At 67.1% G+C, this 24,971-nt stretch carries 23 protein-coding genes and 1 riboswitch; of the genes, 12 read left to right on the top strand and 11 right to left on the bottom strand.

Annotation, left to right across the window (positions count from 1 at the left end; genetic code table 11):
• Nucleotides 1–110 precede the first annotated feature (110 nt).
• Nucleotides 111–539 (top strand): hypothetical protein, encoded by a 429-nt coding sequence (locus EPK82_RS03040; protein ID WP_037051595.1) that lies wholly within the window; start codon nt 111–113, stop codon nt 537–539.
• An 88-nt stretch (nt 540–627) separates the two neighbouring features.
• On the top strand, nt 628–1,398 hold the full coding sequence (locus EPK82_RS03035; RefSeq protein WP_134675745.1) for a YdcF family protein: 771 nt from the start codon (nt 628–630) through the stop codon (nt 1,396–1,398).
• An 83-nt stretch (nt 1,399–1,481) separates the two neighbouring features.
• Here the strand turns inward: EPK82_RS03035 and lnt are convergent, their stop codons facing one another.
• The 5 genes from lnt to miaB form a co-directional block, all read right to left on the bottom strand.
• On the bottom strand, nt 1,482–3,005 hold the full coding sequence (gene lnt / locus EPK82_RS03030) for an apolipoprotein N-acyltransferase (RefSeq protein ID WP_134675744.1): 1,524 nt from the start codon (nt 3,003–3,005) through the stop codon (nt 1,482–1,484).
• A 154-nt stretch (nt 3,006–3,159) separates the two neighbouring features.
• A complete protein-coding gene (locus EPK82_RS03025) occupies nt 3,160–3,999 on the bottom strand; it encodes an HlyC/CorC family transporter (protein WP_047584688.1) in 840 nt (279 codons plus the stop codon).
• A gap of 6 nt (nt 4,000–4,005) precedes the next feature.
• Nucleotides 4,006–4,485 carry an rRNA maturation RNase YbeY gene (gene ybeY / locus EPK82_RS03020; protein ID WP_047584690.1) on the bottom strand — a complete coding sequence of 160 codons (480 nt, stop codon included), beginning with the start codon at nt 4,483–4,485 and terminating at the stop codon, nt 4,006–4,008.
• Entirely contained in the window at nt 4,478–5,470 is a 993-nt protein-coding gene (locus tag EPK82_RS03015) for a PhoH family protein (protein WP_047584692.1), read from the bottom strand. The genes ybeY and EPK82_RS03015 overlap by 8 nt, the downstream gene beginning before the upstream one ends.
• A gap of 87 nt (nt 5,471–5,557) precedes the next feature.
• Nucleotides 5,558–6,901: a tRNA (N6-isopentenyl adenosine(37)-C2)-methylthiotransferase MiaB gene (miaB, locus tag EPK82_RS03010; RefSeq protein ID WP_037051608.1), complete on the bottom strand. Its 1,344-nt coding sequence runs from the start codon at nt 6,899–6,901 to the stop codon at nt 5,558–5,560.
• Between the two features lie 222 nt (nt 6,902–7,123).
• Here miaB and EPK82_RS03005 point away from each other — a divergent pair, with 222 nt between their 5' ends.
• The gene (locus tag EPK82_RS03005; protein WP_004424773.1) at nt 7,124–7,447 is read left to right on the top strand and encodes a DUF1820 family protein; all 324 of its coding nucleotides are present in this window, start codon (nt 7,124–7,126) and stop codon (nt 7,445–7,447) included.
• An 87-nt stretch (nt 7,448–7,534) separates the two neighbouring features.
• Here EPK82_RS03005 and EPK82_RS03000 read toward each other — a convergent pair whose 3' ends face one another.
• The 5 genes from EPK82_RS03000 to EPK82_RS02980 all read right to left on the bottom strand — a co-directional run bounded on the left by EPK82_RS03000 (nt 7,535) and on the right by EPK82_RS02980 (nt 11,541).
• Complete coding sequence (locus tag EPK82_RS03000) at nt 7,535–8,083, bottom strand: tetratricopeptide repeat protein (protein WP_037051613.1); 549 nt, start codon at nt 8,081–8,083, stop codon at nt 7,535–7,537.
• Nucleotides 8,084–8,178: 95 nt separating this feature from the next.
• On the bottom strand, nt 8,179–8,811 hold the full coding sequence (locus EPK82_RS02995; protein ID WP_134675743.1) for a hypothetical protein: 633 nt from the start codon (nt 8,809–8,811) through the stop codon (nt 8,179–8,181).
• Nucleotides 8,811–10,100 (bottom strand): glutamate-1-semialdehyde 2,1-aminomutase, encoded by a 1,290-nt coding sequence (gene hemL / locus EPK82_RS02990; protein WP_134675742.1) that lies wholly within the window; start codon nt 10,098–10,100, stop codon nt 8,811–8,813. The genes EPK82_RS02995 and hemL overlap by 1 nt, the downstream gene beginning before the upstream one ends.
• 23 nt (nt 10,101–10,123) lie before the next feature.
• Nucleotides 10,124–10,747, bottom strand: a complete 624-nt coding sequence (gene thiE, locus EPK82_RS02985) for a thiamine phosphate synthase (RefSeq protein WP_134675741.1) — start codon at nt 10,745–10,747, stop codon at nt 10,124–10,126.
• Nucleotides 10,744–11,541, bottom strand: coding sequence for a hydroxymethylpyrimidine/phosphomethylpyrimidine kinase (locus EPK82_RS02980; protein ID WP_037051623.1), 798 nt, complete (start codon nt 11,539–11,541; stop codon nt 10,744–10,746). The genes thiE and EPK82_RS02980 overlap by 4 nt, the downstream gene beginning before the upstream one ends.
• 143 nt (nt 11,542–11,684) lie before the next feature.
• On the opposite strand from EPK82_RS02980, the gene EPK82_RS02975 reads away from it, so the two are divergent.
• From EPK82_RS02975 to EPK82_RS02940, 8 genes are all read left to right on the top strand, one after another.
• Nucleotides 11,685–12,845, top strand: a complete 1,161-nt coding sequence (locus EPK82_RS02975; protein WP_037051786.1) for an MFS transporter — start codon at nt 11,685–11,687, stop codon at nt 12,843–12,845.
• Nucleotides 12,846–12,993: 148 nt separating this feature from the next.
• Complete coding sequence (locus EPK82_RS02970; protein ID WP_037051625.1) at nt 12,994–13,761, top strand: ABC transporter ATP-binding protein; 768 nt, start codon at nt 12,994–12,996, stop codon at nt 13,759–13,761.
• A 2-nt stretch (nt 13,762–13,763) separates the two neighbouring features.
• The gene (fhuB, locus tag EPK82_RS02965) at nt 13,764–15,740 is read left to right on the top strand and encodes a Fe(3+)-hydroxamate ABC transporter permease FhuB (protein WP_134675740.1); all 1,977 of its coding nucleotides are present in this window, start codon (nt 13,764–13,766) and stop codon (nt 15,738–15,740) included.
• Nucleotides 15,737–16,606, top strand: a complete 870-nt coding sequence (locus EPK82_RS02960) for an ABC transporter substrate-binding protein (RefSeq protein ID WP_134675739.1) — start codon at nt 15,737–15,739, stop codon at nt 16,604–16,606. The genes fhuB and EPK82_RS02960 overlap by 4 nt, the downstream gene beginning before the upstream one ends.
• 136 nt (nt 16,607–16,742) lie before the next feature.
• Nucleotides 16,743–19,130 carry a hybrid sensor histidine kinase/response regulator gene (locus tag EPK82_RS02955; protein ID WP_208651084.1) on the top strand — a complete coding sequence of 796 codons (2,388 nt, stop codon included), beginning with the start codon at nt 16,743–16,745 and terminating at the stop codon, nt 19,128–19,130.
• Between the two features lie 221 nt (nt 19,131–19,351).
• Nucleotides 19,352–19,993 (top strand): TetR/AcrR family transcriptional regulator, encoded by a 642-nt coding sequence (locus EPK82_RS02950; RefSeq protein WP_134675737.1) that lies wholly within the window; start codon nt 19,352–19,354, stop codon nt 19,991–19,993.
• On the top strand, nt 19,990–21,639 hold the full coding sequence (locus tag EPK82_RS02945) for an acyl-CoA dehydrogenase family protein (protein WP_047591529.1): 1,650 nt from the start codon (nt 19,990–19,992) through the stop codon (nt 21,637–21,639). Before EPK82_RS02950 ends, EPK82_RS02945 begins: the two co-directional genes overlap by 4 nt.
• Nucleotides 21,640–21,687: 48 nt before the next feature.
• A riboswitch (cobalamin riboswitch) is annotated at nt 21,688–21,891 on the top strand.
• A 53-nt stretch (nt 21,892–21,944) separates the two neighbouring features.
• Complete coding sequence (locus tag EPK82_RS02940) at nt 21,945–22,625, top strand: energy-coupling factor ABC transporter permease (RefSeq protein WP_134675736.1); 681 nt, start codon at nt 21,945–21,947, stop codon at nt 22,623–22,625.
• A gap of 9 nt (nt 22,626–22,634) precedes the next feature.
• On the opposite strand, the gene EPK82_RS02935 is transcribed toward EPK82_RS02940, so the two are convergent.
• Nucleotides 22,635–23,363 (bottom strand): hypothetical protein, encoded by a 729-nt coding sequence (locus EPK82_RS02935; protein WP_134675735.1) that lies wholly within the window; start codon nt 23,361–23,363, stop codon nt 22,635–22,637.
• Nucleotides 23,364–23,490: 127 nt separating this feature from the next.
• On the opposite strand from EPK82_RS02935, the gene amn reads away from it, so the two are divergent.
• Nucleotides 23,491–24,963, top strand: a complete 1,473-nt coding sequence (amn, locus tag EPK82_RS02930; RefSeq protein ID WP_047591523.1) for an AMP nucleosidase — start codon at nt 23,491–23,493, stop codon at nt 24,961–24,963.
• Nucleotides 24,964–24,971: the final 8 nt, after the last annotated feature.

The following is a 24,971-nucleotide window of genomic DNA, read 5'->3' as shown; positions in this document are numbered from 1 at the left end:
GAAACCCAGATTGTCCCGTGCTCGCCGTTTGTCGCGGCACCGCGCCGCTTGCATGGCCTTCGCTAAGCTTTGTTAAAGGCCCGCAATCGGTGGGGCTCGCGAGGTGTTCGATGGCTGATGCACGGCAAACGGAGCGGGGCGCCGGTCTCTATGAACGGTTGCTGCAGCGTCTCGCCCTGGCGCTGGAGGAGGCCGACACGGCCAGTCGTCTGCATGCCGAGCCGATGCGCGAGCTGGAACTCGATGGCCTGAGTCCGGCCGAACTGGAATTGATCCGTGCCTACCTCAACCGCGACCTGCACTGGCTGCGTGGCTGGCATGCGGCGGCCGAGGAACTGGCTCTGATCCAGCGGCAACCCATGCGCAGCGCCAAGTCCGCAGGCGGCAGGCCGCTGGGCAGGCTCAAGCCCATGGCGAAACGCCGCCAGGCACTGTGCTGCGCGCTCTGCGGTGCGCCGGTGAGCTGGCATCGGGGGCAGGATGCGCAGGCGTGTCAGGCCTGTGGCTCGAAGCTGTTTCGTAGCGGCAACCCCCGCTAGCAGCTGCCTGGGCGCGACCGCGCAAGCGCTGTGCGTCTCACTTGGAATCTCAGTGACCTGCTAGGCTTGGGCGCCCCGGAGGTGCCTGATGCCGATTCGCTACATCCTCAAACAATTGCTGATGCCGCCAGGCGTGCTGCTGCTGGCGATCCTGCTCGCCTGGTGGCTGCGCCGCAGGTTCCCGCGCCTGGCGACGCTGTGCTTCCTGTTCGGCTTTGGCGGGCTCTGGCTGATGAGCCTGCCCGCCGTCATGCAGTGGGGCGCCAGCCTGCTCGAGCGTGAACCCGTGCTGGCCGAGGCGCAGTGGTCAGGCTTGGCGCAGCGCGCCGATGCCATCGTCATCCTGGGCGCCGGGCGCGAGCAGAACGATCCCGGCTGGGGCGGTACCGACCAGCCGGGATTGATGGCGCTGGAGCGTCTGCGTTATGCCGCGCGCCTTGCCCGGGCCTCCGGCTTGCCGCTGGCCGCGAGCGGTGGTCTGCACTATGGCCAGCCGCCCAGCGAGGCGGCGTTGATGGCCGATTCGATGGCGCGCGATTACGGCCTGACCATCCGCTGGCTGGAGGAGGAAAGCCGTACCACCTGGGAGAATGCGCTGTTCAGTGCGCAGCTGCTGCAGCCGCAGGGCGTCCGCCGGGTCGTGCTGGTGACCCAGGCCTGGCACATGCCACGGGCGCGCTGGTGTTTCGAGCAGGCCGGCTTCGAGGTGATCACTGCGCCCATGGGCTATCTCAGCGCGGGTTACGTCCGGCCAATGGGCGGCTGGTTGCCCGAGTCACGCGTGATCTCGCAGAGCAGTCAGCTGCTCAACGAGGCCATCGGCCTGTTCGCCTATCCGCTGGCTCATGGTCGTGACTGAGTGTGCCGGCGCCGGCTTGCCAGCGATCTTGCGAGCACCTCGACCGCACTGATCGCCCGCAAGCGAGCTCCTGCGAAGTGTCTCTACAGCGTTTTGGCCATGCGGCTGGCCAGCAGCGCCCAGCCGAGCAGCAGGGCGCAGAGAATGGCCAGCGGCCAGATGCGCCATTGCAGGTACGGGGTCAGCCCGCGCATCGGCAGGACCTCGCCGTACAGCACGCCGCGCTCGAACTGCGGCAGGCTGAACTGGATGCGGCCCTGCGGGTCGATCACCACGGTCATGCCGTTGTTGGTGGCGCGGATCATCCAGCGCCCGGCCTCCAGCGCCCGCATCTGCGCCATCTGCAGGTGCTGCAACGGGCCGATGGAGGTGCCGAACCAGGCATCGTTGCTCACCGTCAGCAGGATGTCGCTGTCCGCCGCCAGTGCCGCCGCGAATTCCGGATAGACCACCTCGTAGCAGATGAACGGCGCGATGCTGTACCCCTTGGCCAGCAGCGGTGGCTGCTCGGCCGGCCCGCGGGCGAAGTCGGACATGGGCAGGTCGAAGAATGCGATCAGCCCGCGCAGCAGATCCTGCAGTGGCACGTATTCGCCGAACGGCACCAGTTTCTGTTTCAGGTAGGTGCCCTGGGCGTCGCCCAGGCTGGTGATCGCGTTGTAGTAGCGCTGTTCGCCGCGTTCGTTGGACTGGCGCACCGGCACGCCGGTGATCAGCGCGCTCTGGCGATCACGGGCGAAGCGATCCATCACGCCGATGTAGCCCTGGGCCAGGTCCTTGAGGACCGGGATGGCGGTTTCCGGCCAGACCAGCAGGTCCACCTGCTCCGCGCTGAAGCTGAGGTCGCGATACAGCGCCAGCTGTGCATTGAGCTGGGCAGGGTCCCACTTCATGTTCTGCTCGACGTTGCCCTGCACGGCCGCCACGCTGAGGCTGTTGCCGGAGGGGTAGGTCCAGCTGTGCCCCTGCAGTGACAGACCGGCCACCCAGGGCGCGATGAGCAGCGCCAGGGCGGCGATGTAGCGTGGCTTGTGCGGGCGCAGTCGCTCGAGGTTGACGATCAGGGCGGCGGAGAGCGCGATCAGGAAGGACGCCAGCCACACGCCGCCGACCGGGACCAGGCCGTTCAGCGGGCCGTCGAGCTGGCTGTAGCCTGCGTAGAGCCAGGGGAAGCCGGTGAGGAACCAGCCGCGAAACACTTCCTGAAGGACCCACAGTGCCGCGAATGCCAGGGCATCGGCCAGTGGCGCCTCGCTGCGCCGTAGCCAGCGCGCCCAGAGTGCGGCGGTCAGGGCGAAGAACAGGCCCAGGCCGGCGACGAAGCCCAGGGTGAGGATGCCGGCCAGGGCAGGCGAGGCGGCGCCGTAGTCATGGATGCTGACGTACACCCAGCTGGTGCCGGAGGCGAACAGACCGAAGCCGTAGGCCCAGCCGCGCAGCGCCGCCTGCTTCGGGCTCAGCTGGCGCAGCCCCAGGTAGAACAGGGCGATGGACAGCACGGCCAGCGGCCAGAGATCGAAGGGCGCCAGAGCCAGGGTGGTCAGGGCGCCGGCGCCACAGGCGAGCAGGTGGCCGGGCCAGCCCGGACGGGTGATCCATTGCAACATGAGCAGATCCTTGGATGCGGGGTGGCGCAAGGGTAGGGGGAGGGCGATGCAAGCGGCAAGCCTCAAGCTGCAACTAAGCGCGGCTTGAGGTGGATTGTCGGAGTCTTGCGCGCCGCGACGCGCAGGACGACCGGCAGTCAGCCGCTTGCAGTCGTCAGCGACTGACCGGGGTCAGGCGCAGCAGGTGGATGCGCCGGCTGTCGGCGTTGAGCACGCGGAAGCGGAACTCGCCGATCTCGGTCACTTCGTTGCGCTTGGGCAGGTGGCCGAAGGCGTTCATCACCAGGCCGCCGACGGTGTCGTACTCGTCGTCGGAGAACTCGCTGTCGAAGGTTTCGTTGAAGCTGTCGATGGGCGTCAGGGCCTTGATCAGGTAGTCGCCGGACGGCAGTGGCTTGATGTAGCCGTCCTCTTCGACGTCATGCTCGTCCTCGATGTCGCCGACGATCTGTTCCAGTACGTCCTCGATGGTCACCAGGCCGGCGACGCCGCCGTATTCGTCGATCACCACGGCCATGTGGTTGTGGTTGGCGCGGAACTCGCGCAGCAGCACGTTGAGGCGCTTGGACTCGGGCACGAAGGTGGCCGGGCGCAGCAGGTCCTTGATGTTGAAGCTGGGCTGCTCGCCCTGCAGGATCAGCGGCAGCAGGTCCTTGGCCAGCAGGATGCCGATGACGTCGTCGAGGCTTTCGCCGATCACCGGGTAGCGCGAGTGCGCGGCGTCGATGATGGCGGGGAGGAATTCGCGGGGAGTCTGGCTGGCCTTGATGCTGATCATCTGCGAGCGCGGCACCATGATGTCGCGTACCTGCAGGTCGGCGACCTGAATGGCGCCTTCGACGATGGTCAGCGCCTCGCTGTCGAGCAATTTGTTCTGGTGGGCATCGCGCAGGACTTCCAGCAGTTCCTGGCGGTTTCTCGGCTCATGAGCAAAAGCCTGGGTCAGCTTGTTGAACCAGGACTTCTGCTCGTTGCTCGATCGGTCTTCGCTCATGGCGTTTTACTCGGGATCCTTATCAATAGGAGATTCGTCGTCCGCATACGGGTCGGCATGACCCAGTTCGGCGAGCAATTGTCGTTCCAGATCTTCCATCTCGAGGGCTTCATCTTCCTCGATGTGGTCATAGCCCAGCAGGTGCAGGCAGCCGTGGATCACCAGGTGGGCCCAGTGTGCCTCCGGCGTCTTGCCCTGTTCGGCCGCTTCGCGCTCGACCACCGGTACGCAGATCACCAGGTCGCCCAGCAGTGGGATGTCGAGAATGCCTTCCGGCACGTCGGCGGGGAAGGACAATACGTTGGTGGCGTAGTCCTTGTGTCGCCAGGTGTGGTTGAGTTCGCGGCCCTCGGCCTCGTCGACCAGGCGGATGGTCAGCTCGGAATCGGCCGTGCGCTGGCGCAGCGCCAGTTCGCACCAGCGTCGCAGCAGGGCCGCGTCAGGATGCTGGCCGTCTGTGGCCAGCTGCAGATCCAGCTCAAGCATCCTTGCCCTCGGTCTTGCTCTGCTGGCGGGCATCGTGGCGTTCGTAGGCCTCGACGATGCGCTGCACCAGCGGGTGGCGGACCACGTCCTTGGGCAGGAAGTGGGTGAAGCTGATGCCGGGGACGTCGCGCAGCACCTCGATCACGTGCGCCAGGCCACTCCTGGTGCCGCGCGGCAGGTCGACCTGGGTGATGTCGCCGGTGATCACGGCAGTGGAGCCGAAACCGATACGGGTGAGGAACATCTTCATCTGCTCGACGGTGGTGTTCTGACTTTCGTCGAGAATGATGAAGCTATTGTTGAGCGTGCGCCCGCGCATGTAAGCCAGCGGGGCGATCTCGATCACCTGCTTTTCGATCAGCTTGGCCACGTGGTCGAAGCCGAGCATCTCGTACAGGGCGTCGTACAGCGGGCGCAGGTAGGGGTCGATCTTCTGCGCCAGATCGCCGGGCAGGAAGCCGAGCTTCTCGCCGGCTTCCACCGCCGGGCGCACCAGCAGGATGCGCCGCACCTGCTCGCGCTCCAGCGCGTCCACCGCGCAGGCCACGGCCAGGTAGGTCTTGCCGGTACCGGCGGGGCCGATGCCGAAGTTGATGTCGTTGTCGAGGATCGCCTTGACGTAGCGCTGCTGGTTGGCGCCGCGTGGCTTGATCACGCCCTTGCGCGTGCGCAGGGTCACCTGCGGGGTGTTGCTCGGGTTGACCAGCTCCTCGACCCCGGACTCCTGCAGGTACAGGTGCACCAGGTCCGGCGACAGCTCGGTGGCCTTGGTTTCGCGGTACAGCTTGCGCAGCAGGGTTTCGGCGGCCAGGGTCTTGTCGGCGCTGCCGAGCATCTCGAACTGGTTGCCACGGTTGCGGATTTCCAGGCCGAGGCGTTCCTCGATCAGGCGCAGGTGCTCGTCGAACTGGCCGCAGAGATTGGCGAAACGGCGGGCCTCGAAGGGTTCGAGGGTGAAGCGATGGGGTTCTAGGGAGGCGTTCAAGGTGATGTCGTGATCGTCACTTGGCTGGGTAGTTGAAGGCAGCATAACGCTGGCTGCCCACAACGCAAAGTGTGGGCGAACGCGACGTTAGTGGAGGGTCTCGGCGTCCAGCAGGGTGCCACGCAGCGAGTGCGGCAGGGCATCGTCGATGTGCACGTCGACGAACTGGCCGATCAGGCGCGGATTGTCGCAACGGAAATTGACGATACGATTCTGCTCGGTGCGGCCCTGGAGCATGCCCGGGTCCTTCTTCGAGTAGTCGCTGACCAGGATGCGCTGCACCGTGCCGACCATGCGCCGGCTGTTCTCGAAACCGTTCTGGCTGATGCGGTGCTGGAGCAGGGCCAGGCGCTGTTTCTTCACCTCGTCCGGGGTGTCGTCGAGCAGGTCGGCGGCCGGCGTGCCGGGGCGCGAGCTGTAGATGAAGGAGAAGGAGAAGTCGAAGCCGACGTCATCGATCAGCTTCATGGTCTGCTCGAAATCCTTCTCGGTCTCGCCGGGGAAGCCGACGATGAAGTCCGAGCTGATCAGGATGTCCGGCACCGCTGCGCGCAGCTTGCGGATGCGCGACTTGTACTCCAGCGCGGTGTGGTTGCGCTTCATCGCCGCGAGGATGCGGTCGGAGCCGGACTGCACCGGCAGGTGCAGGTATTTGACCAGCTGCGGAATCTCGGCGTGGGCCTGGATGATCGCGTCGGAGAACTCCAGCGGGTGGCTGGTGGTGTAGCGGATGCGCTCGATGCCGTCGAGTGCGGCCACGGCGTGCAGCAGTTCGGCGAAGTCGGCGATGCGACCATCCGGCGTCTCGCCGCGGTAGCCGTTGACGTTCTGCCCGAGCAGGGTGACTTCCTTGACGCCCTTGTCGGTGAGCTGGGTGATCTCCAGCAGCACGTCGGCCAGTGGCCGGCTGACTTCCTCGCCACGGGTGTAGGGCACCACGCAGAAGGTGCAGTACTTGCTGCAGCCTTCCATCACCGAGACGAACGCGCTGGGGCCGTCGACGCGCGGCTCGGGCAGGCGGTCGAACTTCTCGATCTCGGGGAAGCTGATGTCCACCTGGGCGGTCTTGGTCACGCGCGCGGCGTCGATCATTTCCGGCAGGCGGTGCAGGGTCTGCGGGCCGAACACCACGTCGACATAGGGCGCGCGGTCGCGAATGGCGGCGCCTTCCTGGCTGGCGACGCAGCCGCCGACACCGATCACCAGGTCCGGGTTGGCCTGCTTCAGCTCGCGCCAGCGGCCGAGCTGGGAGAACACCTTGTCCTGGGCCTTCTCACGGATCGAGCAGGTATTGAGCAGGATCACGTCGGCTTCTTCGGGCTTTTCCGTAACCTCCAGGGCCTGATGCTCGCCCAGCAGGTCGACCATGCGCGAGCTGTCGTACTCGTTCATCTGGCAACCGTGGGTTTCGATATAGAGCTTCTTGGTCATGGCACTGTCTGGTTGGTTAAAAAATGACCGCGCATTATAGGGGAGAGGCAGGCAACAGGCTACAAGCGGTGAATGACTCCCGAGGCTCAGGTAGCCCGGATGCAATCCGGGGCGGGATGTCCTGGGGCACTGCATCCCCGGATTGCATCCGGGCTGCGTTAGCTTGCAACTTTCGGCCTTGTGCTATCCTGCGCGCCCCGTTTTTCCTGACTTCGAGTCTCCATGAGCAAGCGTGACCCCATCTACAAGGTGATTTTCCTCAACCAGGGCCAGGTGTACGAGATGTATGCCAAGCAGATCTTTCAGAGCGATCTGTGGGGCTTTCTGGAGGTGGAGGAGTTCGTCTTCGGCGAGCGTAGCCAACTGGTGGTCGATCCCAGCGAGGAGAAGCTCAAGGCGCAGTTCGAGGGCGTGGTACGCAGCTTCGTGCCGATGCACGCGATCATCCGCATCGACGAGGTGGAGCGCCTGGGCACGGCGAAGATCAGCGAAGCCAAGGGTGGCGGCAACGTGATGCCGTTCCCCATGCCGATGCCGGACAAGTAACGGCAAGAAGGCCGCAAGCCATAAGCTGCAAGTGGGTTCGGTGTAGGCGTGGCTGTTACCTGGGACTTGCCGCCTGCGGCTGCGTTTCTAGGGCAGCGGCGAGAAGGGCGAGCGACCTTCGGCGGTCTGCAGTTCCAGCAGGTAGCTGCGGAAGATCTGCCCCAGCACCTGGCTGGCGATTTCCAGCTCGTCGCGACGCATCTGCGCCGATACCAGGTCGGCGCTGTCCATGGCTTCGTCCGAGCCATTGACCGACGCCATCTTCAGGACGATATAGGCCTGCACGTTGTTGGCCGGTACGCCTTCGCCACGGAAGAACATGGTGCCCAGGCGCAGTTGCGCTTCGGCGTGGCCCTGCAGCGACGCCCGCTCGAACCAGGTCAGCGCCTGCTTGAGGTCACGCGGGGTGCGCTTGCCATCGTAGTAGTACTCGCCGAGCTCGAAGGCCGCCTGCATATCGCCGCCACGCGCCATCTCCTGGCAGCTCGCCAGTGCATCGGGCATATCGTCGGGGGTGGCGTTCAGGGCGCAACTGCCGGTTGCGGGAATCAGCAGGGAGTTGCCGCCTGCGGATGCAAACAGCGGGAGGAAAAGCAACAGGCAGCCCAGTGACAGGGTGCGGCCGGTGCGGTTCATCTGGATAACGGGACCTCGGCAGTTCAGGGCGGGAGACATGCCCGGTCGACGCGATGCGTGTCGACCGGCGCATTATGGAATAAACCGCCCGCTTGTTACAAAGCCTGTTTCGTCGCACTTCCCGGCAGGCTCAGCAGCAACCAGGCCAGCAGCGGATAGGCCAGTGCGAGCAGCCCGTGGAACAGGTCCACGCGCAGCAGCGGGCCGATCTTGCCCGTGCTGCCCACTCCGATGCCGGCGAGCAGGAACAGGCCCACGACACCGACGGCGGCGAGCAGTGCGCGGCGCTGCGGCCATTGCATGGCGCCCGCATAGAGAATCAGCACCAGGGTGAGCAGATTCAGCGCCAGGCGGTAGTCCTCGAGGTAGCCGAGCTGGCGGAACAGCTCGAAGAAGGCGCACAGTCCAAGCAGGATGCGCCCCCAGTTCGGTCGGCTCCAGGCCCAGCCACGGCCCAGCGCCAGTGCCGCAGCGCCCAGCAGTGGCAGACCGAGGAAGGCACTGGCCTGGCTCAGCCACAGGTGTGCGCCTTGCCAGCTCGGGTCGAAGCCGTAGCGCACCACGCCGACGCTGGCGGCCGCCGCCGGCAACAGGAAGCCCAGCAGTGCACAGAACAGTGCCGGCTGATCGCCTTCGCCATGACGCCCGCGGGCCCGGCCGATGAGCCAGGCGCACGTGGCGCAGGCGATGGCCAGCAGGGCATCGCTGCAGGCGGTGCTGTACTGCATCAGGCTTTTTTCAGTTCGGCGAAGGCGCGTTCGGCCGCAGCGAAGGTGATCTCCAGTTCCTTGTCGCCATGGGCGATCGAGGTGAAGCCGGCTTCGAAGGCGCTTGGCGCCAGGTACACGCCACCCTCGAGCATGAGGTGGAAGAAGCGGTTGAAGCGCGCGCTGTCGCTGGCCATCACGTCGGCGAAGGTGACGATGTCGTCGGCGCCGCTGAAGTACAGGCCGAACATGGCGCCTGCCTGCGTGGTGACGAACGGAATGCCGGCGGCATCGGCGCGCTCCTGCAGGCCGGCGAGCATGCGCGAGGTGTAGTCGCTCAGCTCGGCGTGGAAGCCCGGGCGGCTGATCAGCTTGAGGGTGGTCAGGCCGGCGGCCATGGCCAGCGGGTTACCCGACAGTGTGCCAGCCTGGTAGACCGGGCCGAGCGGGGCGATGCATTCCATGATCGCGCGCTTGCCGCCGAAGCAGCCGACCGGCATGCCGCCGCCGATGATCTTGCCGAAGGTGGTCAGGTCGGGATTGACGCCGTAGTGCGCCTGGGCGCCGCCGAGGGCGACGCGGAAGCCGGTCATCACTTCGTCGAAGATCAGCACCACGCCGTGCTTGTCGCACTGCTCGCGCAGGCCCTGGAGGAAGCCCGGCGCCGGCGGTACGCAGTTCATGTTGCCAGCCACCGGCTCGACGATGATGCACGCCACTTCGTTGCCGACCTGGGCCAGGCACTCGGCCACGGCGTCGATGTCGTTGAAGGGCAGGGTCAGGGTGTGCTTGGCGAAGGCCGCCGGTACGCCGGCGGAGTTCGGCACGCCCTGGGTCAGGGCGCCGGAGCCGGCCTTGACCAGCAGGCTGTCGGAGTGACCGTGGTAGCAGCCTTCGAACTTGATGATGCTGTCGCGGCCGGTGTAGCCACGGGCCAGGCGGATGGCGCTCATGGTCGCCTCGGTGCCGGAACTGACCATGCGCACCATCTCCATCGACGGCACCAGGCCGCAGACCAGCTCGGCCATCTCGGTCTCGAGCGCGGTCGGTGCGCCGTAGGAAAGGCCGTGGTCGAGCTGGCGACGGACCGAGTCGAGCACCTCGGGATGGCTGTGGCCGAGGATCATCGGGCCCCAGGAGCCGACGTAGTCGACGTAGCGCTTGTCGTCTTCATCGACCACGTACGCGCCTTCGGCATGCTTGAAGAACAGCGGGGTGCCGCCGACGCTGCGGAAGGCGCGTACCGGCGAATTGACGCCACCGGGGATGTGCTTCTGGGCGTTGGCGAAGAGGATCTCGGAGCGGGACATGACGGGTTCTCTCTGCAAAAGGGTCAATCGAACAGCGCCGCGAAGGCGCGGGCGCGGTCTTCCACCTCGGAGGCGGAGTCCGCAGCGAACAGGGCGTGGATCACGGCGACCATGCTGGCACCACGGGCGATCAGGCCAGGGGCGGTGTCCAGGCTCACGCCGCCAATGGCGACGATGGGCCGGTCGAAGCGCGCACGGGCCTGATCCAGCAGCTCCACGGTGGCGGCAGGGGCACCGGGTTTGGTGTTGGAGTTGAAGAAACGTCCGAAGGCGATGTAGCTGGCGCCCTCGGCTACGGCGCGCTCGGCCAGCTCCAGTTGGGCATGGCAGGTGCCGCCGAGTACACAGTCGCCGCCCAGGCGGGCACGTGCCGCAGCCAGCGAACCGTCGCCCTGTCCCAGGTGCAGGCCCACGCCCAGGCGTGCGGCCAGCTCCAGGTCGTCGTTGATGATCAGCATGGCGCCGTGGTGCCGGCACAGCTCGGCCAGCGCCTGGGCCTCATCGAAACGGCGGGCGTCGTCGCCGGACTTGTCGCGGTACTGCAGCAGGCGCGCGCCACCGCGCAAGGCCGCCTCGGCGTAGGGCAGCAGCTTGCCGCCGGCCAGCAACGGGGTGTCGGTGATGGCGTAAAGGCCGTGCAAGGTCATGCGCCGAAGTCCAGGGGCAGGCGGCGTGGCACGTACTGGCCGTGACCCGGTTGTTCGGCGTCGCGCAGGGTGCGCCAGGTGTAGTCGAGGGCGCTGCGCACGGCGCTGACCAGTTCCTCGCCCAGGGCCAGGCGGCCCGCGAGCGTGCTGGCCAGGGTGCAGCCGGAACCGTGGTAGCTGCCGGGCAGGCGGGCGCAGGTGAAGGTGTGGCGGCTGCCATCGCGGCTGTACAGGCGGTTGTGCACCTCGGCTTCGTCGCCGTGGCCGCCGGTGATCAGCAGGTGTTCGATGAAGGGCAACAGCTTGTCGGCGCACGCGTCGGCGCTGCCGTCTGGCAGTTCGGCCAGGATACGGGCTTCCGGCAGGTTCGGTGTGGCGATGGTGGACACGGCGAACAGCCGCTCGCGCATGGCGTAGCCGACGTCGTCCCTGCCCAGCGAGCCGCCGCCGCCGGCACGCAGCACCGGGTCGCAGACCAGCGGTACGCCGGGCAGCTGGCTCATCACCTCGAGCACGGTATCGACCATCTCCACCGAACCGAGCATGCCCAGCTTGACTGCCGCGACCGGCAGGTCGGCGATCACGGCGCGGGCCTGGGCCAGCACCCAGTCGCGGTCGAGCACGCGGAAGTCGCTGACATTGACCGTGTCCTGCACGGTCAGCGCGGTTACCGTCGGGGCGGCGTGGCAACCCTGGGCGAGCAGGGCTTCGATATCGGCCTGCAGGCCGGCACCACCGCTGGGGTCGTGGCCGGACATGCAGAGCACTACGGGGCGGGAGTTTGGCGTTTTCATGGTGCGCGAGCTTATCACTAACCAGGCTCAGACGGCTGCACGGCATGCCTGGCGTTAGCCTTTCTGATTCTCGTCTGTATTGGCGTTCGCCTGCCTGGAAGTGGCATCATGCGCGGTCCTGCCGCCTTGCCCGATTGCTGCCGATGCCTCTGCGTACCTGCCTGATCATGATGACCGCCCTGGCGGTGATCACCGATAACCTGATCATCCCGTTCTACCCACAGTATTTCGCCGAGCGCTTCGGCAATCCGCCGGAACAGTACGTCGGCCTCTACCTGGCCGTGGTCAGCCTGGTGGTGATGGCGGTGTTTCCGCTCTGGGCGCGCCTGGCCAAGCGCGTGCACCCGGTGCGGATCCTGATCAGCGCGCAGTTCATGGCAGGCAGCCTCACCGCTGCCTGCTACTTCATCGACTCGCTGCCGCTGTTCTGGGTGGTGTCGCTGGTGATGGTGCTGTTCAAGGGCAGCTACCTGCTGATGTACCCCTACGTGATGAGCCTGCAGCAGCAGGACAACCACACGCAGACCATCGGCACGCTGTCGGTGGTGGTGCACTTCGGCGCCATTCTCGGTGCCGCGCTGGGTGGCCTGGTCCTGCAGGTCATGAACATCGGCGACGTGTTCCTGGTGATGGCGGCCGGCGATTTCATCCAGATGGCCATCTGCATGCACCTGGTGCGCGGCTACCTGCCCGCGCCCGGCGAGCAGCCTGCGAGCGACGAGGCACCGGTGCGCAACACGGCGCGCAGCCTGCCGGCCATCTACCGGCTGTGCGTGGTGATGCTGCTGTTCTACTGCGTGGGTTACATCACCCGACCGTTCTTCGCCGTCTACTGGCAGCAGGTGGCGCACTGGAACAGCGAGATGGCCGCTGGCTTCGTCTATTCGCTGCCGGGAGCGGTGGCCGTGCTGGCACTGTGGTGGGGACGTCGTGCGACCCGGCAGGGCAACACCCGTGACGGCATCCTCGCCGGCCTGCTGCTGGGCGCCGTCGCCACCTTCATCCAGGGCTTCGCCGACCAGTGGCTGATCCTGCTCGGGCGGGTGCTGTTCGGCTGGGCGCTGTATCAGGTCACGGTGCGCCTCGATGCGCTGCTGTTCGAGCTGAGCTCGCCGGAGCACTACGCGGTGGATTTCAGCAAGATCAACATCTTCCAGTGCCTGGGCAACATGGGCTCGGCCTACGGTGCCGGCCTGCTGGTCAGTCATTACGGCCAGGTCGTGCCGTTCTGGGTGGGGGCGGCCGGCCTGGTGCTGACGGCTGCGCTGTTCCCCTTGCTGGTGCGCAAGCCCGGCACGGCGTGAGACTTCAGTGGCGAATGATAATTTGATGCATATGCGTATCGATGATTAAATTCGCCCCTCTTTATCTCATGTCGCCCGGATTCGTCGCGATGCCCGACCTTCACCCCCTGTTCGATGTGACCGTGCGCAGCCTGGCGGGGACCTCGTCGTGCTGAAGCTGCGTGATATCGAAGTCCGCCGTGGCGAGCGGGTGACCCTGGCCCTGGACGAGCTGCACCTCGAGGGTGATCGCTTTACCGTGATCCTCGGCCACAACGGCTCGGGCAAATCCACCCTGATGAACCTGCTGGCGCGTCAGCTGGAGCCGACGCGTGGCAGCCTGCAGCTCGATGATCAGCCCCTGGCGCGTTTCTCCGCCCGTGACTTCGCCCGGCGCGTGGCGTTCCTGCCGCAACACCTGCCGGACGTCGCCGGGCTGACCGTACGCGAGCTGGTGCGCCTGGGACGCTTCCCCTGGCGCGGCCTGCTCGGCCGCTGGCGCGCCGAGGACCATGCGGCGGTCGATCAGGCACTGGCGCAGACCGATGTCGCCCACTACGCCGAGCAGCTGGCCGACGGCCTGTCCGGTGGCGAGCGGCAGCGGGCCTGGATCGCCATGCTGCTGGCCCAGCATTCGCCGCTGCTGCTGCTCGACGAGCCGACCTCGGCGCTGGACCTGGCCCACCAGTACGAGCTGATGGGCCTGCTGCGCCAGCTCAACCGCGACAGCGGTCGTGGCATCGTCGCCATCCTGCATGACATCAACCTCACCGCACGGCATGCCGACCGGGTGATCGCGCTGAAGCAGGGACGCATCTTCTTCGATGGCAGCCCGGACGAGCTGCTCGACGGGCCGCTGCTCAGCCAGCTCTACGACATCGACATCGAACTGATCGAGCAGCCCGGCGGCGCCCGCAAGATTGCCGTGGTGGCCTGAACGTGGCGGCAGTCTCGGCGCCGGCACGCCACGTTCTGACACTGCTCGCGCTGCTGCCGCTGATGCTGGTGCACCTGTGGCTGGCGGCCGAGGTCGCGCCGCTGGAGCTGTGGGCGCTGCTGGGCGCGCCGGCGCAGAGCTTCGCGTTCCTCCAGTTGCAGCTGTCGGCGTTGCCCAGGCTGAGCATGGCGTTGCTGACGGGCGCCGCGCTGGGCCTGTCCGGCAGCCTGTTGCAGCAGATCACGCAGAATCGCCTGGTGTCGCCGATGACCATTGGCGCCTCGTCCGGCGCCTGGCTGGGGCTGGTCCTGGCCACGCTGCTGCTGCCCGCCTTCGCCGCCGAGCAGGGGCAGTGGGCGGCCCTCGGCGGTGCCCTGGTGGCCGTCGGCCTGGTGCTGCTGATCGCCGGTCGCAGCGGTATCGGCGGCCTGCCGCTGGTGCTCGGTGGCATGGCGATGAACCTGCTGCTGGGGGCGCTGGCGGCGGGGCTGGTGCTGATCAACAACCAGTACACCCAGGGACTGTTCGTCTGGGGCGCGGGTGACCTGGCGCAGATCGACTGGCACTGGGTGCAATGGCTGTGGCCCAAGTTGTTGCTGGCGCTGCCCGTGCTGGTCCTGGCGCCGCGTCCGCTGAGCCTGCTGCAGCTGGGTGGCGACGCCGCCCAGGCGCGCGGTCTGGCGCTGTGGCCGGTGATGCTGGCGCTGTTCCTGGCGGCGCTGTGGCTGTGCTCGGTGTCGATCACGGCGGTCGGCCTGATCGGCTTCATCGGCCTGCTCACGCCCAACCTGGCGCGCCTGCTCGGCGCCCGCAGTGCGCGCGACGAACTGCTCTACAGCACCTTGCTCGGCGCCTTGTTGCTGCTCGCCACCGACGTACTGGCGCTGCTGGCCAATCATATCGGCGGCCAGCTGGTGCCCAGCGGTGCGGCTGCTGCGCTGATCGGGGCGCCGGTGTTGCTGTGGATGGCCCGTCGGCACCTGGCGGCCGAAGACCCGCACGGCCTGCAGTTGCCGGCCGGGGCCGAGCGCTTCGGCTGGCGCAGCGCGCTGTGGGTGGCGGCGTTCGCCCTGCTGGCGCTGACGCTGGCACTGGGGCTGGCCCGTGGCCTGGACGGCTGGCGTCTGCAGTGGCCGTCGGCGCTGGTCTGGTCGCTGCGCTGGCCGCGTGTGCTGACCGCCGCGTCGGCGGGGGCGGGCCTGGCGATATCCGGCCTGCTGCTGCAGCGCCTGCTGCGCAACCCGCTGGCCAGCCCGGACATCCTCGGGCTGTCGGCCGGCGCCACCCTGGCAGTGATGGTGGCGCTGATGCTGTTCGGCGGCGGTGTGCTCGGCGCCGTGGCCCCGCTGGCGGCCTTCCTCGGCAGCCTGGCGGTGCTGATCGTGCTGATGCTGCTCGGCCGACGGCATCGCTACTCCCCGGCGTTGATGGCGCTGCTGGGCATCTCCCTCGGTGCGCTGCTCAATGCCGCGCTGCAGTTCGTGCTGGCCAAGGGCTCGGGGGACTCCTTCGCGCTGCTGGGCTGGCTGGCCGGCTCCACCTACCGCTCCACGCCCGCGCAGGCGCTGTGGCTGAGCGCGGGTGTGCTGTTGCTGGGCGGCCTGGCCGCACTGTTCCAGCGCGCCTTGACGCTGATCGGGATCGGCGATGGCGTGGCGGCCAGCCGTGGCCTGGACGTGCCGCGCGTGCGCCTGGCGCTGCTGGTCCTGGTGGCGCTGCTCTGCGCGCTGGTCACCAGCCTGCTCGGGCCGGTGGCCTTTCTCGGCCTGCTGGCGCCGCACATCGCCGTGCTGCTCGGGGCGCGGCGGGTGCTGCCGCAACTGCTGCTGGCGGCGGCGCTGGGCGCGGTGCTGATGCTGCTGGCGGACTGGGCCGGGCGCACGCTGATCTTCCCGTTGCAGATTCCGGTGGGCATCGTCGCCTCGGTACTGTGCGGCGCTTACTTCGTGTACCTGCTGATTCGCGGGAGGCTGGCATGAGAGCCGGATTGTTCGGTCTGCTGCTGCTCTGGCTGACGCCCCTGTGGGCCCAGGATGCGCCGCGGGTCGCGGCGCTGAGCTGGGAGGCGGCGGAGCACCTGCTGATGCTCGACGTCACGCCGCTGACCGTCGCCGATGCCGGCGACTATCGCACCTGGGTGGTACGGCCGACCCTGCCGGATGGCGTGCCGTCGGCCGGCTCGCGTCTGGAGCCGAATCTCGAGTTGCTGGCCGAGCTGCAGCCACAGCTGATCGTCATCGCCCCCCAGCTCGAAGACATCCGTCCGTTGCTCGAACGCATCGCGCCAGTGCAGCTGTACCCGGGCTTCGGCCAGCAGCACGACAACCAGCAGGCGCAGCGCGAAGCATTCCTCGACCTGGCGCGTGTCCTTGGGCGTGAGGCGCTGGCCAGGCGCCGCCTGCAGGCGATGGATGCCGAGCTGGTGCAGCTGCGTGAGCGGCTGCAGACACATTTCGCGGGGCAACTGCCGGCGGTGACGGTGATTCGCTTCTCCTCGCCGACGGCCGCCTTCATCAACGGTCCCAATTCCATGCCGCAGCATGCGCTGACGCTGCTCGGCCTGCAGCCGGCGCTGCAGCTGGAGCCCAGCCCCTGGGGCATCACCCAGGTGCCCATCACCACGCTGGGGCATATCGAGCGCGGCGTGGTCCTGCACATCGAGCCCTTCGCCCAGGAGGCGCAACTGTTCGCGTCGCCGCTGTGGCAGGCGATGCCTTTCGTGCGCGGCGGACGCTTCGCCGCGATGCCCTCGACCTGGACCTACGGTGGGGTGTTTTCCCTGCAGTACCTGGCCGAATCCATCGGTGGGACATTGCTTAAACTGCCTGCCGAATCTGGCAAATAGCCTCGACAGTCCCTAGAGTAGGGCGATTCGAATATAAGTCTGCCCTGCGTGGCGATATCGATCATGGGCTGATGGGAGTCCGATATCGTTCGACAGGTGTTAGTGGAGTCGTATGTCCCGGCTGCTCGCGCTCGTCATGAGCCTCGTTTTTTCCTCGCTCGTGGGCGCTGTCACCTTCGACGAACAGGTGCGTGCCCTGCCGCTGGGGCAGAGCATGTACGTCTTCGAAGACGTGCGCGGTGATGCCAGCATCGACGACGTTTCCTCGCAGGCGGTGCAGGGCAGTTTTCGCCTGCATGACAAGCCCGTGCTCAATGCCGGCTATTCGCGCTCGGTGTTCTGGTTGCGCCTGGACCTGCAGTACCTGCCCCGGCAGGAGCAGGGCGCGCGCAGCTGGCTGCTGGAGCTGGCCTACCCGCCGCTCGACCATCTGGAACTCTACCTGCCCGACGACAGCGGCAGTTTCGCCCTGGCCCAGCGCACCGGCGACGCACTGCCGTTCGACAGCCGGCAGATTCGTCAGAACAACTACCTGTTCGAGCTGAGCCTCGAACCGGGGCAGACCAAGCGCATCTACCTGCGCCTGGAGAGCCAGGGCTCGATCCAGGCGCCGCTGACCCTGTGGTCGCCCAATGCCTATCTGGAAGAGCAGCCCGGGCGCATCTACGTGCTCGGCATCATCTACGGCGTGCTGCTGGTGATGCTGGTGTACAACCTGTTCATCTTCCTCAGCGTGCGCGACACCAGCTACCTCTACTACATCCTCTACATCGCCTCGTTCGGCCTGTACCAGATCTCGGTCAACGGTGCCGGCATCGAGTACTTCTGGCCCGACAGCCCCTGGTGGGCGAATGCCGCGACGCCATTTCTGATCGGCTCCGCCGCGCTGTTCGGCTGTCAGTTCGCCCGCAGTTTCCTGCACACCGCCGAGCACAGCCCGTGGGTCGACCGCCTGCTGCTGGTACTCATGGCCAGTGGTGCCGCAGTCATGATCCTGGCGCTGTGCATCAGCTACGCCACGGCCCTGCGCCTGGCCACCTACCTGGCCCTGCTGTTCACCGTGGTGATCTTCGCTGCCGGCATCCTGGCCTGGCTGCGCGGCATGCGTGTGGCGCGCTACTTCATCTTCGCCTGGACCGCCTTCCTCGTCGGCGGCATCGTCAACACCCTGATGGTGCTGGGCTATGTGCCCAACGTCTTTCTCACCATGTACGCCAGCCAGATCGGCTCTGCGCTGGAGGTCGGCCTGTTGTCGCTGGCGCTGGCCGACCGCATCAACGCGATGAAGGAAGAGCGCACGCGCATCCTGCAGGAAGCCGGGCGCAAGCTGGAGGCGCTGAACCAGGAGCTGGCGGACAGCAACCGCTTCAAGGACGAATTCCTCGCCACCGTCACCCATGAGCTGCGTACCCCGATGAATGGCGTGATCGGCTCGCTGGAGCTGATGCAGACGGTGAAGATGGACGTCGAACTGGAGCAGTACCAGAAGACGGCTGCCGCCTCGGCGCGCGACATGATGCGCATGGTCAACGACATCCTCGCCCTCACCGAACTGCAGGCCGGCAAGCTCTACCCCCGGCGCGACGCCTTCAGCCTGCGCGGGCTGCTCGACGGGCTGTGCGCCCAGTACGCCCCCCGCGCCGAGGACAAGGGGCTGAGTTTCACCCTGGAGCTGGATGACAGCCTGCCGGACACCCTCGAAGGGGACGCCGCCAAGCTGGCGCAGGCGCTGGGCTACCTGCTGGACAACGCCATCAAGTTCACCAGCGAGGGCGGTGTGACCCTGGAGGTCGGCCGGGCCGGCAGCATTGGCAGCAACCTGCCGCTCAGCGTGGTGGTCAGCGACAGCGGGATCGGCTTCGCCCATGTCGAGGGGGACCTCTACCAGCGTTTCCACCAACTCGACGGCTCCATGACCCGCAAATATGGCGGGCTCGGCATTGGTCTGGCGATCTGCCGGCACCTGGTCGACCTGCTCGGCGGCAGCCTCAGCCACGAGTCGCAACCCGGCGTTGGCAGCCGCTTTCGCCTCAACGTGCCGCTGACCTTGCCCGAGCAGCCTGTCACGCCGGTCGCCCGTTCGCCGCGCCAGTCGAGTGGCACGCTGCAGCGCCAGGCGCAGCAGTGCACGGTGCTGATCGTCGAGGACAACGCGATCAACCAGCTGGTGACACGCGGCATGCTGCTCAAGCTCGGCTACCGCGTGCGCACGGCCGACAACGGCGCGGAGGCTTTGACGCTGCTGCGCGAAGAGTCCGTGGATGCCGTGCTGCTGGATTGCCAGATGCCGGTCATGGACGGCTTCGCCACCTGCCGGGCGATCCGCGCCCTGCCTGGCTGCGCCGAGGTACCGGTGCTGGCGATCACCGCGCACAGCCACAGCGGCGATCGCGAACGCTGCCTGGCCGCCGGCATGAGCGACTACCTGGCCAAGCCGGTCAAGTTCGAGGAACTGCGCGTGCTGCTGCACGACTGGGTGCTGTGCCGCCCGGCGGTGGTTTCCGGCGGCTCCGCGCCGCTCTGAGGGACACTCGGGTGCCGTCCTGACCCGCGCCCGTCCTGTCCGGCGCCGCCTGGTGAGGCGGGTGCTCCCGCTCTGTTCCTCTCCTCGCGGCAGGCGCTGCTGTCTGCCGGGCTGACGAGCCGCACCTCACTCCCGGTTCGTCCGCAGATTTGGCCGGATCGCCCCTTTAGCCATGGTCTGAATCCTGATTCACTGGCAACAAGTGAATCAGGATTCAGATCATGGTCTATCGCACCACCGAAGCCCGACTGGACCGCGACCAGGCGCAGCGCCAGCTCATCCTCGCCTGTGCCCTGCAGCGGGTCAGCGCCGGTGGTTTTGCCGCGCTGACCATGCAGGCGCTGGCCGAGGATGTCGGTATCGCCACCGGCAGCCTGTACCGCCATTTCCGCAGCAAGGGCGAGCTGGCCGCGGAAGTCTTTGCCAGCGCCAGTCAGCGCGAGGTCGATGCCCTGGCCAGCGCCCTGCGCGGCACGGGGAGCGCGACGCAGCGTCTGCGCCTCGGCCTCGAGCAGTTCGCTGCCCGCGCCTGGCACAGCCGGCGCCTGGCCTTTGCCCTGATCGCCGAACCGGTCGACCCGGAAGTCGACGAGCAGCGCCTGCTCTACCGCGAGGCCTATGCCGAGCTGTTCAGCGAGCTGCTCGAAGAGGGCGTTCGCGTCGGCGAGTTTCGCGTCGAACGGATCGGCCTGGTGGCAGCCTGCCTGGTTGGCGCCATCGCCGAAGCCCTGGTCGGACCGCTGTCTCCGCCAGCTCGCGCCGCCCGCGAAGCCGGACAACCCACACTGGAACTGGCGCAGGTCAGCGCCGGCCTTGCCACCTTCTGTCTGCGCGCCGTCGGCGCCGAGGAGCCCACGCGATGAAACCCAGCCTGCACGCGGAAACCCACGAGGTGTTCAACCAGGTACCGAGCCTGGACGGCGCCAATCTCTACCGCCTCGACCTGCCGCTGCAGGAGTGGATTCGGCGCTACGACGGCGGCTGGGCAGACGAGCGCCTGAGTGCATACGGCGCCCTGGCCGGTGGCGCGCTGATGCAGGCAGGGTTCCTCGCCAACGAGAACAAGCCGGTGTTCAAGAGCCATGACCGCTATGGCAACCGCATCGACCTGATCGAGTTCCACCCGGCCTATCACGAGCTGATGCGCACGGCCATCGAGCATGGCCTGCCGTCGCTGCCCTGGACCGATCCCCGGGCTGGCGCCCATGTCGCCCGTGCCGGTCTCACCTACCTGCACAGCCAGGCCGAGGCCGCCAGCGGTTGTCCGCTGACCATGACCTTCGCCGCCGTGCCGGCCATCAGCCTGCAGGCCAACGTCGCCGAGCAGTGGCTGCCGAAGATCCTCGCGACCGAGTACGACCCGCGCAACCTGCCGATGGAGCAGAAGAGCGGCGTCACCATCGGCATGGCCATGACCGAGAAACAGGGCGGCACCGACGTGCGTGCCAACACCACGCGCGCCTATCCCATCGGCCTCGGCGGGCCGGGGCAGGGCTACGAGCTGGTCGGCCACAAGTGGTTCTGCTCGGCGCCGATGTGCGACGCCTTTCTGACCCTGGCCTATACCGACCGTGGCTTGTCCTGCTTCCTCCTGCCGCGCCATCGCCCGGATGGCTCGCGCAACGAGTTCTACGTCCAGCGCCTGAAGAACAAGCTGGGCAACTGGGCCAACGCCTCCAGCGAGGTGGAATACCGTGGCGCCTTCGCCTGGATGCTGGGTGAGGAGGGGCGCGGCGTGCCGACCATCATCGAGATGGTGGCCATGACCCGCTTCGACTGCATGGTCGGCTCCAGCAGCCTGATGCGCCAGGCCCTGACCCATGCGGCGCACCACTGCGCGCATCGCCAGGTCGGCGGCAAGCTGCTCGCCGAGCAGCCGCTGATGCAGAACGTGCTGGCCGACCTGGCGCTGGAAAGCGAGGCGGCACTGGCGCTGTGCATGCGCATGGGCCGGGCGCTTGACCATCAGCATGACGAGCAGGAGGACAAGTTCGCTCGCCTGGTCACCGCCGTGGGCAAGTACTGGATCTGCAAGCGCGCCCCGGAAATGATCTACGAGGCCAGCGAATGCATGGGCGGTGCCGGCTACGTCGAGGAAACCATCATGCCGCGCCTGTACCGCGAAGCGCCGGTCAACTCGATCTGGGAAGGCTCGGGCAACGTGCAATGCCTGGACGTGCTGCGCGCGCTGTCCAAGGAGCCCGGCGTGCTCGACGCGCTGTTCGCCGAGCTGGGTGACGGCCATGGTGATGCCCGCCTCAAGGCGCATATCCAGCGCCTGCAGGCGGACTTCCGTGACACCGCCGACATCCAGTACCGCGCACGCCAGCTCACCGAGGACATGGCCGTGGCACTGCAGGCCAAGTTGCTGCTCGAGGCGGGCAACAGCCTGGTGAGCGATGCCTTCATCGCCAGCCGTCTGGAAGGGCGAGGGCGGGTCTACGGGACCTTGCCGCGTGGCGTCGATGTCGAGGCACTGCTGGCGCGCAGCACGCCACACCTGGCCTGAGGTTCAGGCATCGATCGCCTGATGCGCTGTTTTTTGGCGCAACAGGCGAGTAATCTGGCGGCCGATGGTTCTGCGTGCGCACGCGTCACGCGGATGAAAAGGGAACAGGGTGCGGCGACTCTCGCCAAGGCCCTGGCTGCCCCCGCAACTGTAAGCGGCGAACGACACCCCTTGTGCCACTGACGATGGTCGGGAAGGCGGGTGAAGTGGCAAGCCGTGAGCCAGGAGACCTGCCATCGCTCACGGGCGTATTGCCCTTTCTCCCATCCGAATCGTCGCGCGGTGGGCGCGGCCAAGGAACCCCAATGCATATCGAACCCGGTGTCGTCGAAGGCGCCAAGATCCTGCTCAGCTACGCAACCGCCGTCAGCGCTCTCGGCCTCACCGCCAAGCTCGCCCTGGACGGCATCCGCAACAACGGCGGCGTCGCCGCACTGGCACTGCGCAGCCTGCTGACCACTGCGCTGGTGTTCTGCTTCTTCGAGGTCTTCCCGCACCACGCTGTGGGCGTGTCCGAGGTGCACCTGATCCTCGGCTCGACCCTGTTGCTGCTGTTCGGCGCCGGCGCCGCCGCCATCGGCCTGGCCGCCGGCCTGCTGCTGCAAGGGCTGTTTTTCGCGCCCTTCGACCTGCCGCAGTACGGGATGAACGTCACCACGCTGCTGCTGCCGCTGTGGGGCATCAGCCTGCTGGCCAAGCGCATCGTCGCGCCGGGCACCGCCTACGTGGACCTCTCCTACAAGCAGGCGCTGGCGCTGTCGACTGCCTACCAGGGTGGCATCGTCGCCTGGGTGGCATTCTGGGCCGTCTATGGCCATGGTTTCTCCGCCGAAAACCTGGCGGCGGTGGGCAGCTTCGGCCTGGCCTACATGAGCGTGATCCTGGTCGAGCCGCTGATCGACCTGGGCGTGCTGGCAGCCGCCAAGACGCTGTCGCGTTTCAGCCAGGGGCCACTGTTCAACGTGCGCCTGCACCAGGCGGCCTGATTCCGCTGATCAGCGGCGGCGCTGCCAGATCATCTGGCCGCTATTGCTCTCGGTGACCAGGTACTGGTCACTGAAGCGGTAGTAGGCCGCCGGGCGATAGTCGGGCGCGCCGCTCAGACGCACCATCAGCAGGCCGTCCTGACTGCGCCAGTGACCGCTGTACTGCACCTCGCCCGGGCTGTCGTAGCTCCACTCGGCACCACCTGCGGCGGAGCGGCTCCATTGCGTGACGCTGCCGTCCGGGTTCAGCTGCAGCGTCATCACGCTGTTGAACGAGGCGAAGCTGGCGCCGCCGCTGTTGACGATCTTCTCGTGCACCCAGGTGCCGATCAGTGCCGGGTCGTGAATGACGGCGACGGCAGGCGCCTGCTCGGTCTGCGCCGCTTCGCGCTGGAACAGGGCCTGGCGCTCCAGCACCTGCCCGTTGCGCGGGTCGCGTGCGGCGATCGAGGCGTTGAGCATCGCGTTGGCGTAGGTGGCATTCATGTTCGCCAGCAGCAGGCCGGAGCGTGGATCGCTGATCTCGGCGCGCAGCAGCTGGCCGTCGTAGTGGCCCCTGAGGGTCAGGCGCAGGCTGCGGTTCTCCACATATTGCCCCTCCACCTGATCACCCTGCTGGTGCAGGATCAGCTCGGCGGGCTGACCGTCGAGCGTCGTCCGGTAGTGGCCATCGAGTTCGCCGGCGCGGGCGCCGAGACACACGGCGACGGCCAGCAGCAGGCAGAGTGCTCGAAGCATGGGGATGACCTCTGGGCAATTGCTGCAAGCCTAGCTGCTGGCATCGTGCCGCGAGCGTCGTCGCGCTATGTTTTCGTCGGCGTATGCAGGCAAGATAGGGATGTCCGTTCAGTCAGGAAGATGCATCGTGAAAGCCTGCTCAGATGATTTCATCGTTGTTCACACCCCCGAGGAGGCGGTGGACCGTCTCGCCGCCCTGCACCAGGAGGCCACTGGTGCGTTGAGCCAGGCGCTCAAGCGTTATCTCAAGGAGCGCATCCGTCCGGACGCCAGCGAGCACTGCCTGTTCCGCTACCCCGAGCTGCGCCTGACCTACCTGTGCCAGGGCGAGGTGCCGACCACCGTGCGCGCCTACGCCAAGGTGCAGGTGCCGGGAACCTACGCCATCACCGTGACCCAGCCGGCAGCGTTCCGCAAATACCTGCTGGAGCAGCTGCGCCCGCTGATGAACGATTTCACCCTGCGCGTGGAAGTCGGCCGCAGCCAGCAGAACATCCCCTATCCCTACGTGGTCGAGGGCGGCGATGAGCTGGCCGGCAGTGGTGTGACCGCCGCAGAACTGGCGCGGGTGTTCCCCAGCACCGATCTGTCCGCCGCCACCGATGGCACGGCCGACGGCCTGTACGACTGGGAAAACATCGACCCGCTGCCGTTGGCGCTGTTCGATGCGGCGCGCACCGACTTTTCCCTCAAGCGCATCCAGCACTACACCGGCAGCGACTGGCGCCATGTGCAGCCGTGGATCCTGCTGACCAACTATCACCGCTACGTCGATCAGTTCATCCGCCATGGCCTGGACATGCTGGTGGGCAACTCGCGCTTCAGCCGCATGGTGCTGCCGGGCAACGTGGTGATCAGTCGCGGCATGACCGAAGGCGAGATGCAGGCGATCATCGAGAACGTGGTCTGGCACCGCTACCAGATGCCGGCCTATCACCTGCAGGCCGAGGATGGCCACGGTGTGACCCTGGTCAACATCGGCGTCGGCCCGTCCAACGCCAAGAACATCACCGATCACCTCGCCGTGCTGCGTCCGCACTGCTGGCTGATGATCGGCCACTGCGGCGGCCTGCGTCAGTCGCAGACCATCGGCGACTACGTGCTGGCGCACGCCTACATGCGCCGCGACGGCATTCTCGATCGCGTACTGCCGCCGCATATCCCGCTGCCGGCGCTGGCCGAGGTGCAGCAGGCGCTGCAGGAGGCGGCCAAGCTGGTGACCGGCGAGCAGGGTGACGAGCTGAAGAAGCGCCTGCGCACCGGCACCGTGCTGACCTACGACGACCGCAACTGGGAGCTGCGCTGGGCCCAGGAACGACCGCTGATCAACCTGTCGCGCGCGGTGGCGGTGGACATGGAAAGCGGCACCATCGCCGCGCAAGGCTACCGCCTGCGGGTGCCCTACGGCACGCTGCTGTGCGTATCGGACAAACCCCTGCACAGCGAGATCAAGCTGCCCGGTGCGGCTGGCGCCTTCTACGAGCGCGCCGTGACCCAGCACCTGCACATCGGCATTGCCGCGCTGGAGCTGATGCGCAGCCAGCTCGACTCGCTGCATTCGCGCAAGCTGCGCAGCTTCGACGAGCCGCCGTTCCGCTGACGAGTACC

Source organism: Ectopseudomonas khazarica, from assembly GCF_004521985.1.
Lineage (GTDB): Bacteria > Pseudomonadota > Gammaproteobacteria > Pseudomonadales > Pseudomonadaceae > Aquipseudomonas > Aquipseudomonas khazarica.
The sequence above is the reverse complement of the archived record's forward strand: the minus strand, read 5'-3'. Positions and strand labels throughout refer to the sequence as shown.

Coding starts and splice junctions, on each gene's coding strand:
- EPK82_RS03040 (WP_037051595.1), top strand. CDS start 111: ATGGCTGATGCACGGCAAACGGAGCGGGGCGCCGGTCTCTATGAACGG.
- EPK82_RS03035 (WP_134675745.1), top strand. CDS start 628: ATGCCGATTCGCTACATCCTCAAACAATTGCTGATGCCGCCAGGCGTG.
- lnt (WP_134675744.1), bottom strand. CDS start 3,005: ATGTTGCAATGGATCACCCGTCCGGGCTGGCCCGGCCACCTGCTCGCC.
- EPK82_RS03025 (WP_047584688.1), bottom strand. CDS start 3,999: ATGAGCGAAGACCGATCGAGCAACGAGCAGAAGTCCTGGTTCAACAAG.
- ybeY (WP_047584690.1), bottom strand. CDS start 4,485: ATGCTTGAGCTGGATCTGCAGCTGGCCACAGACGGCCAGCATCCTGAC.
- miaB (WP_037051608.1), bottom strand. CDS start 6,901: ATGACCAAGAAGCTCTATATCGAAACCCACGGTTGCCAGATGAACGAG.
- EPK82_RS03005 (WP_004424773.1), top strand. CDS start 7,124: ATGAGCAAGCGTGACCCCATCTACAAGGTGATTTTCCTCAACCAGGGC.
- EPK82_RS03000 (WP_037051613.1), bottom strand. CDS start 8,083: ATGAACCGCACCGGCCGCACCCTGTCACTGGGCTGCCTGTTGCTTTTC.
- EPK82_RS02995 (WP_134675743.1), bottom strand. CDS start 8,811: ATGCAGTACAGCACCGCCTGCAGCGATGCCCTGCTGGCCATCGCCTGC.
- hemL (WP_134675742.1), bottom strand. CDS start 10,100: ATGTCCCGCTCCGAGATCCTCTTCGCCAACGCCCAGAAGCACATCCCC.
- thiE (WP_134675741.1), bottom strand. CDS start 10,747: ATGACCTTGCACGGCCTTTACGCCATCACCGACACCCCGTTGCTGGCC.
- EPK82_RS02980 (WP_037051623.1), bottom strand. CDS start 11,541: ATGAAAACGCCAAACTCCCGCCCCGTAGTGCTCTGCATGTCCGGCCAC.
- EPK82_RS02975 (WP_037051786.1), top strand. CDS start 11,685: ATGCCTCTGCGTACCTGCCTGATCATGATGACCGCCCTGGCGGTGATC.
- EPK82_RS02960 (WP_134675739.1), top strand. CDS start 15,737: ATGAGAGCCGGATTGTTCGGTCTGCTGCTGCTCTGGCTGACGCCCCTG.
- EPK82_RS02955 (WP_208651084.1), top strand. CDS start 16,743: ATGAGCCTCGTTTTTTCCTCGCTCGTGGGCGCTGTCACCTTCGACGAA.
- EPK82_RS02950 (WP_134675737.1), top strand. CDS start 19,352: ATGGTCTATCGCACCACCGAAGCCCGACTGGACCGCGACCAGGCGCAG.
- EPK82_RS02945 (WP_047591529.1), top strand. CDS start 19,990: ATGAAACCCAGCCTGCACGCGGAAACCCACGAGGTGTTCAACCAGGTA.
- EPK82_RS02940 (WP_134675736.1), top strand. CDS start 21,945: ATGCATATCGAACCCGGTGTCGTCGAAGGCGCCAAGATCCTGCTCAGC.
- EPK82_RS02935 (WP_134675735.1), bottom strand. CDS start 23,363: ATGCTTCGAGCACTCTGCCTGCTGCTGGCCGTCGCCGTGTGTCTCGGC.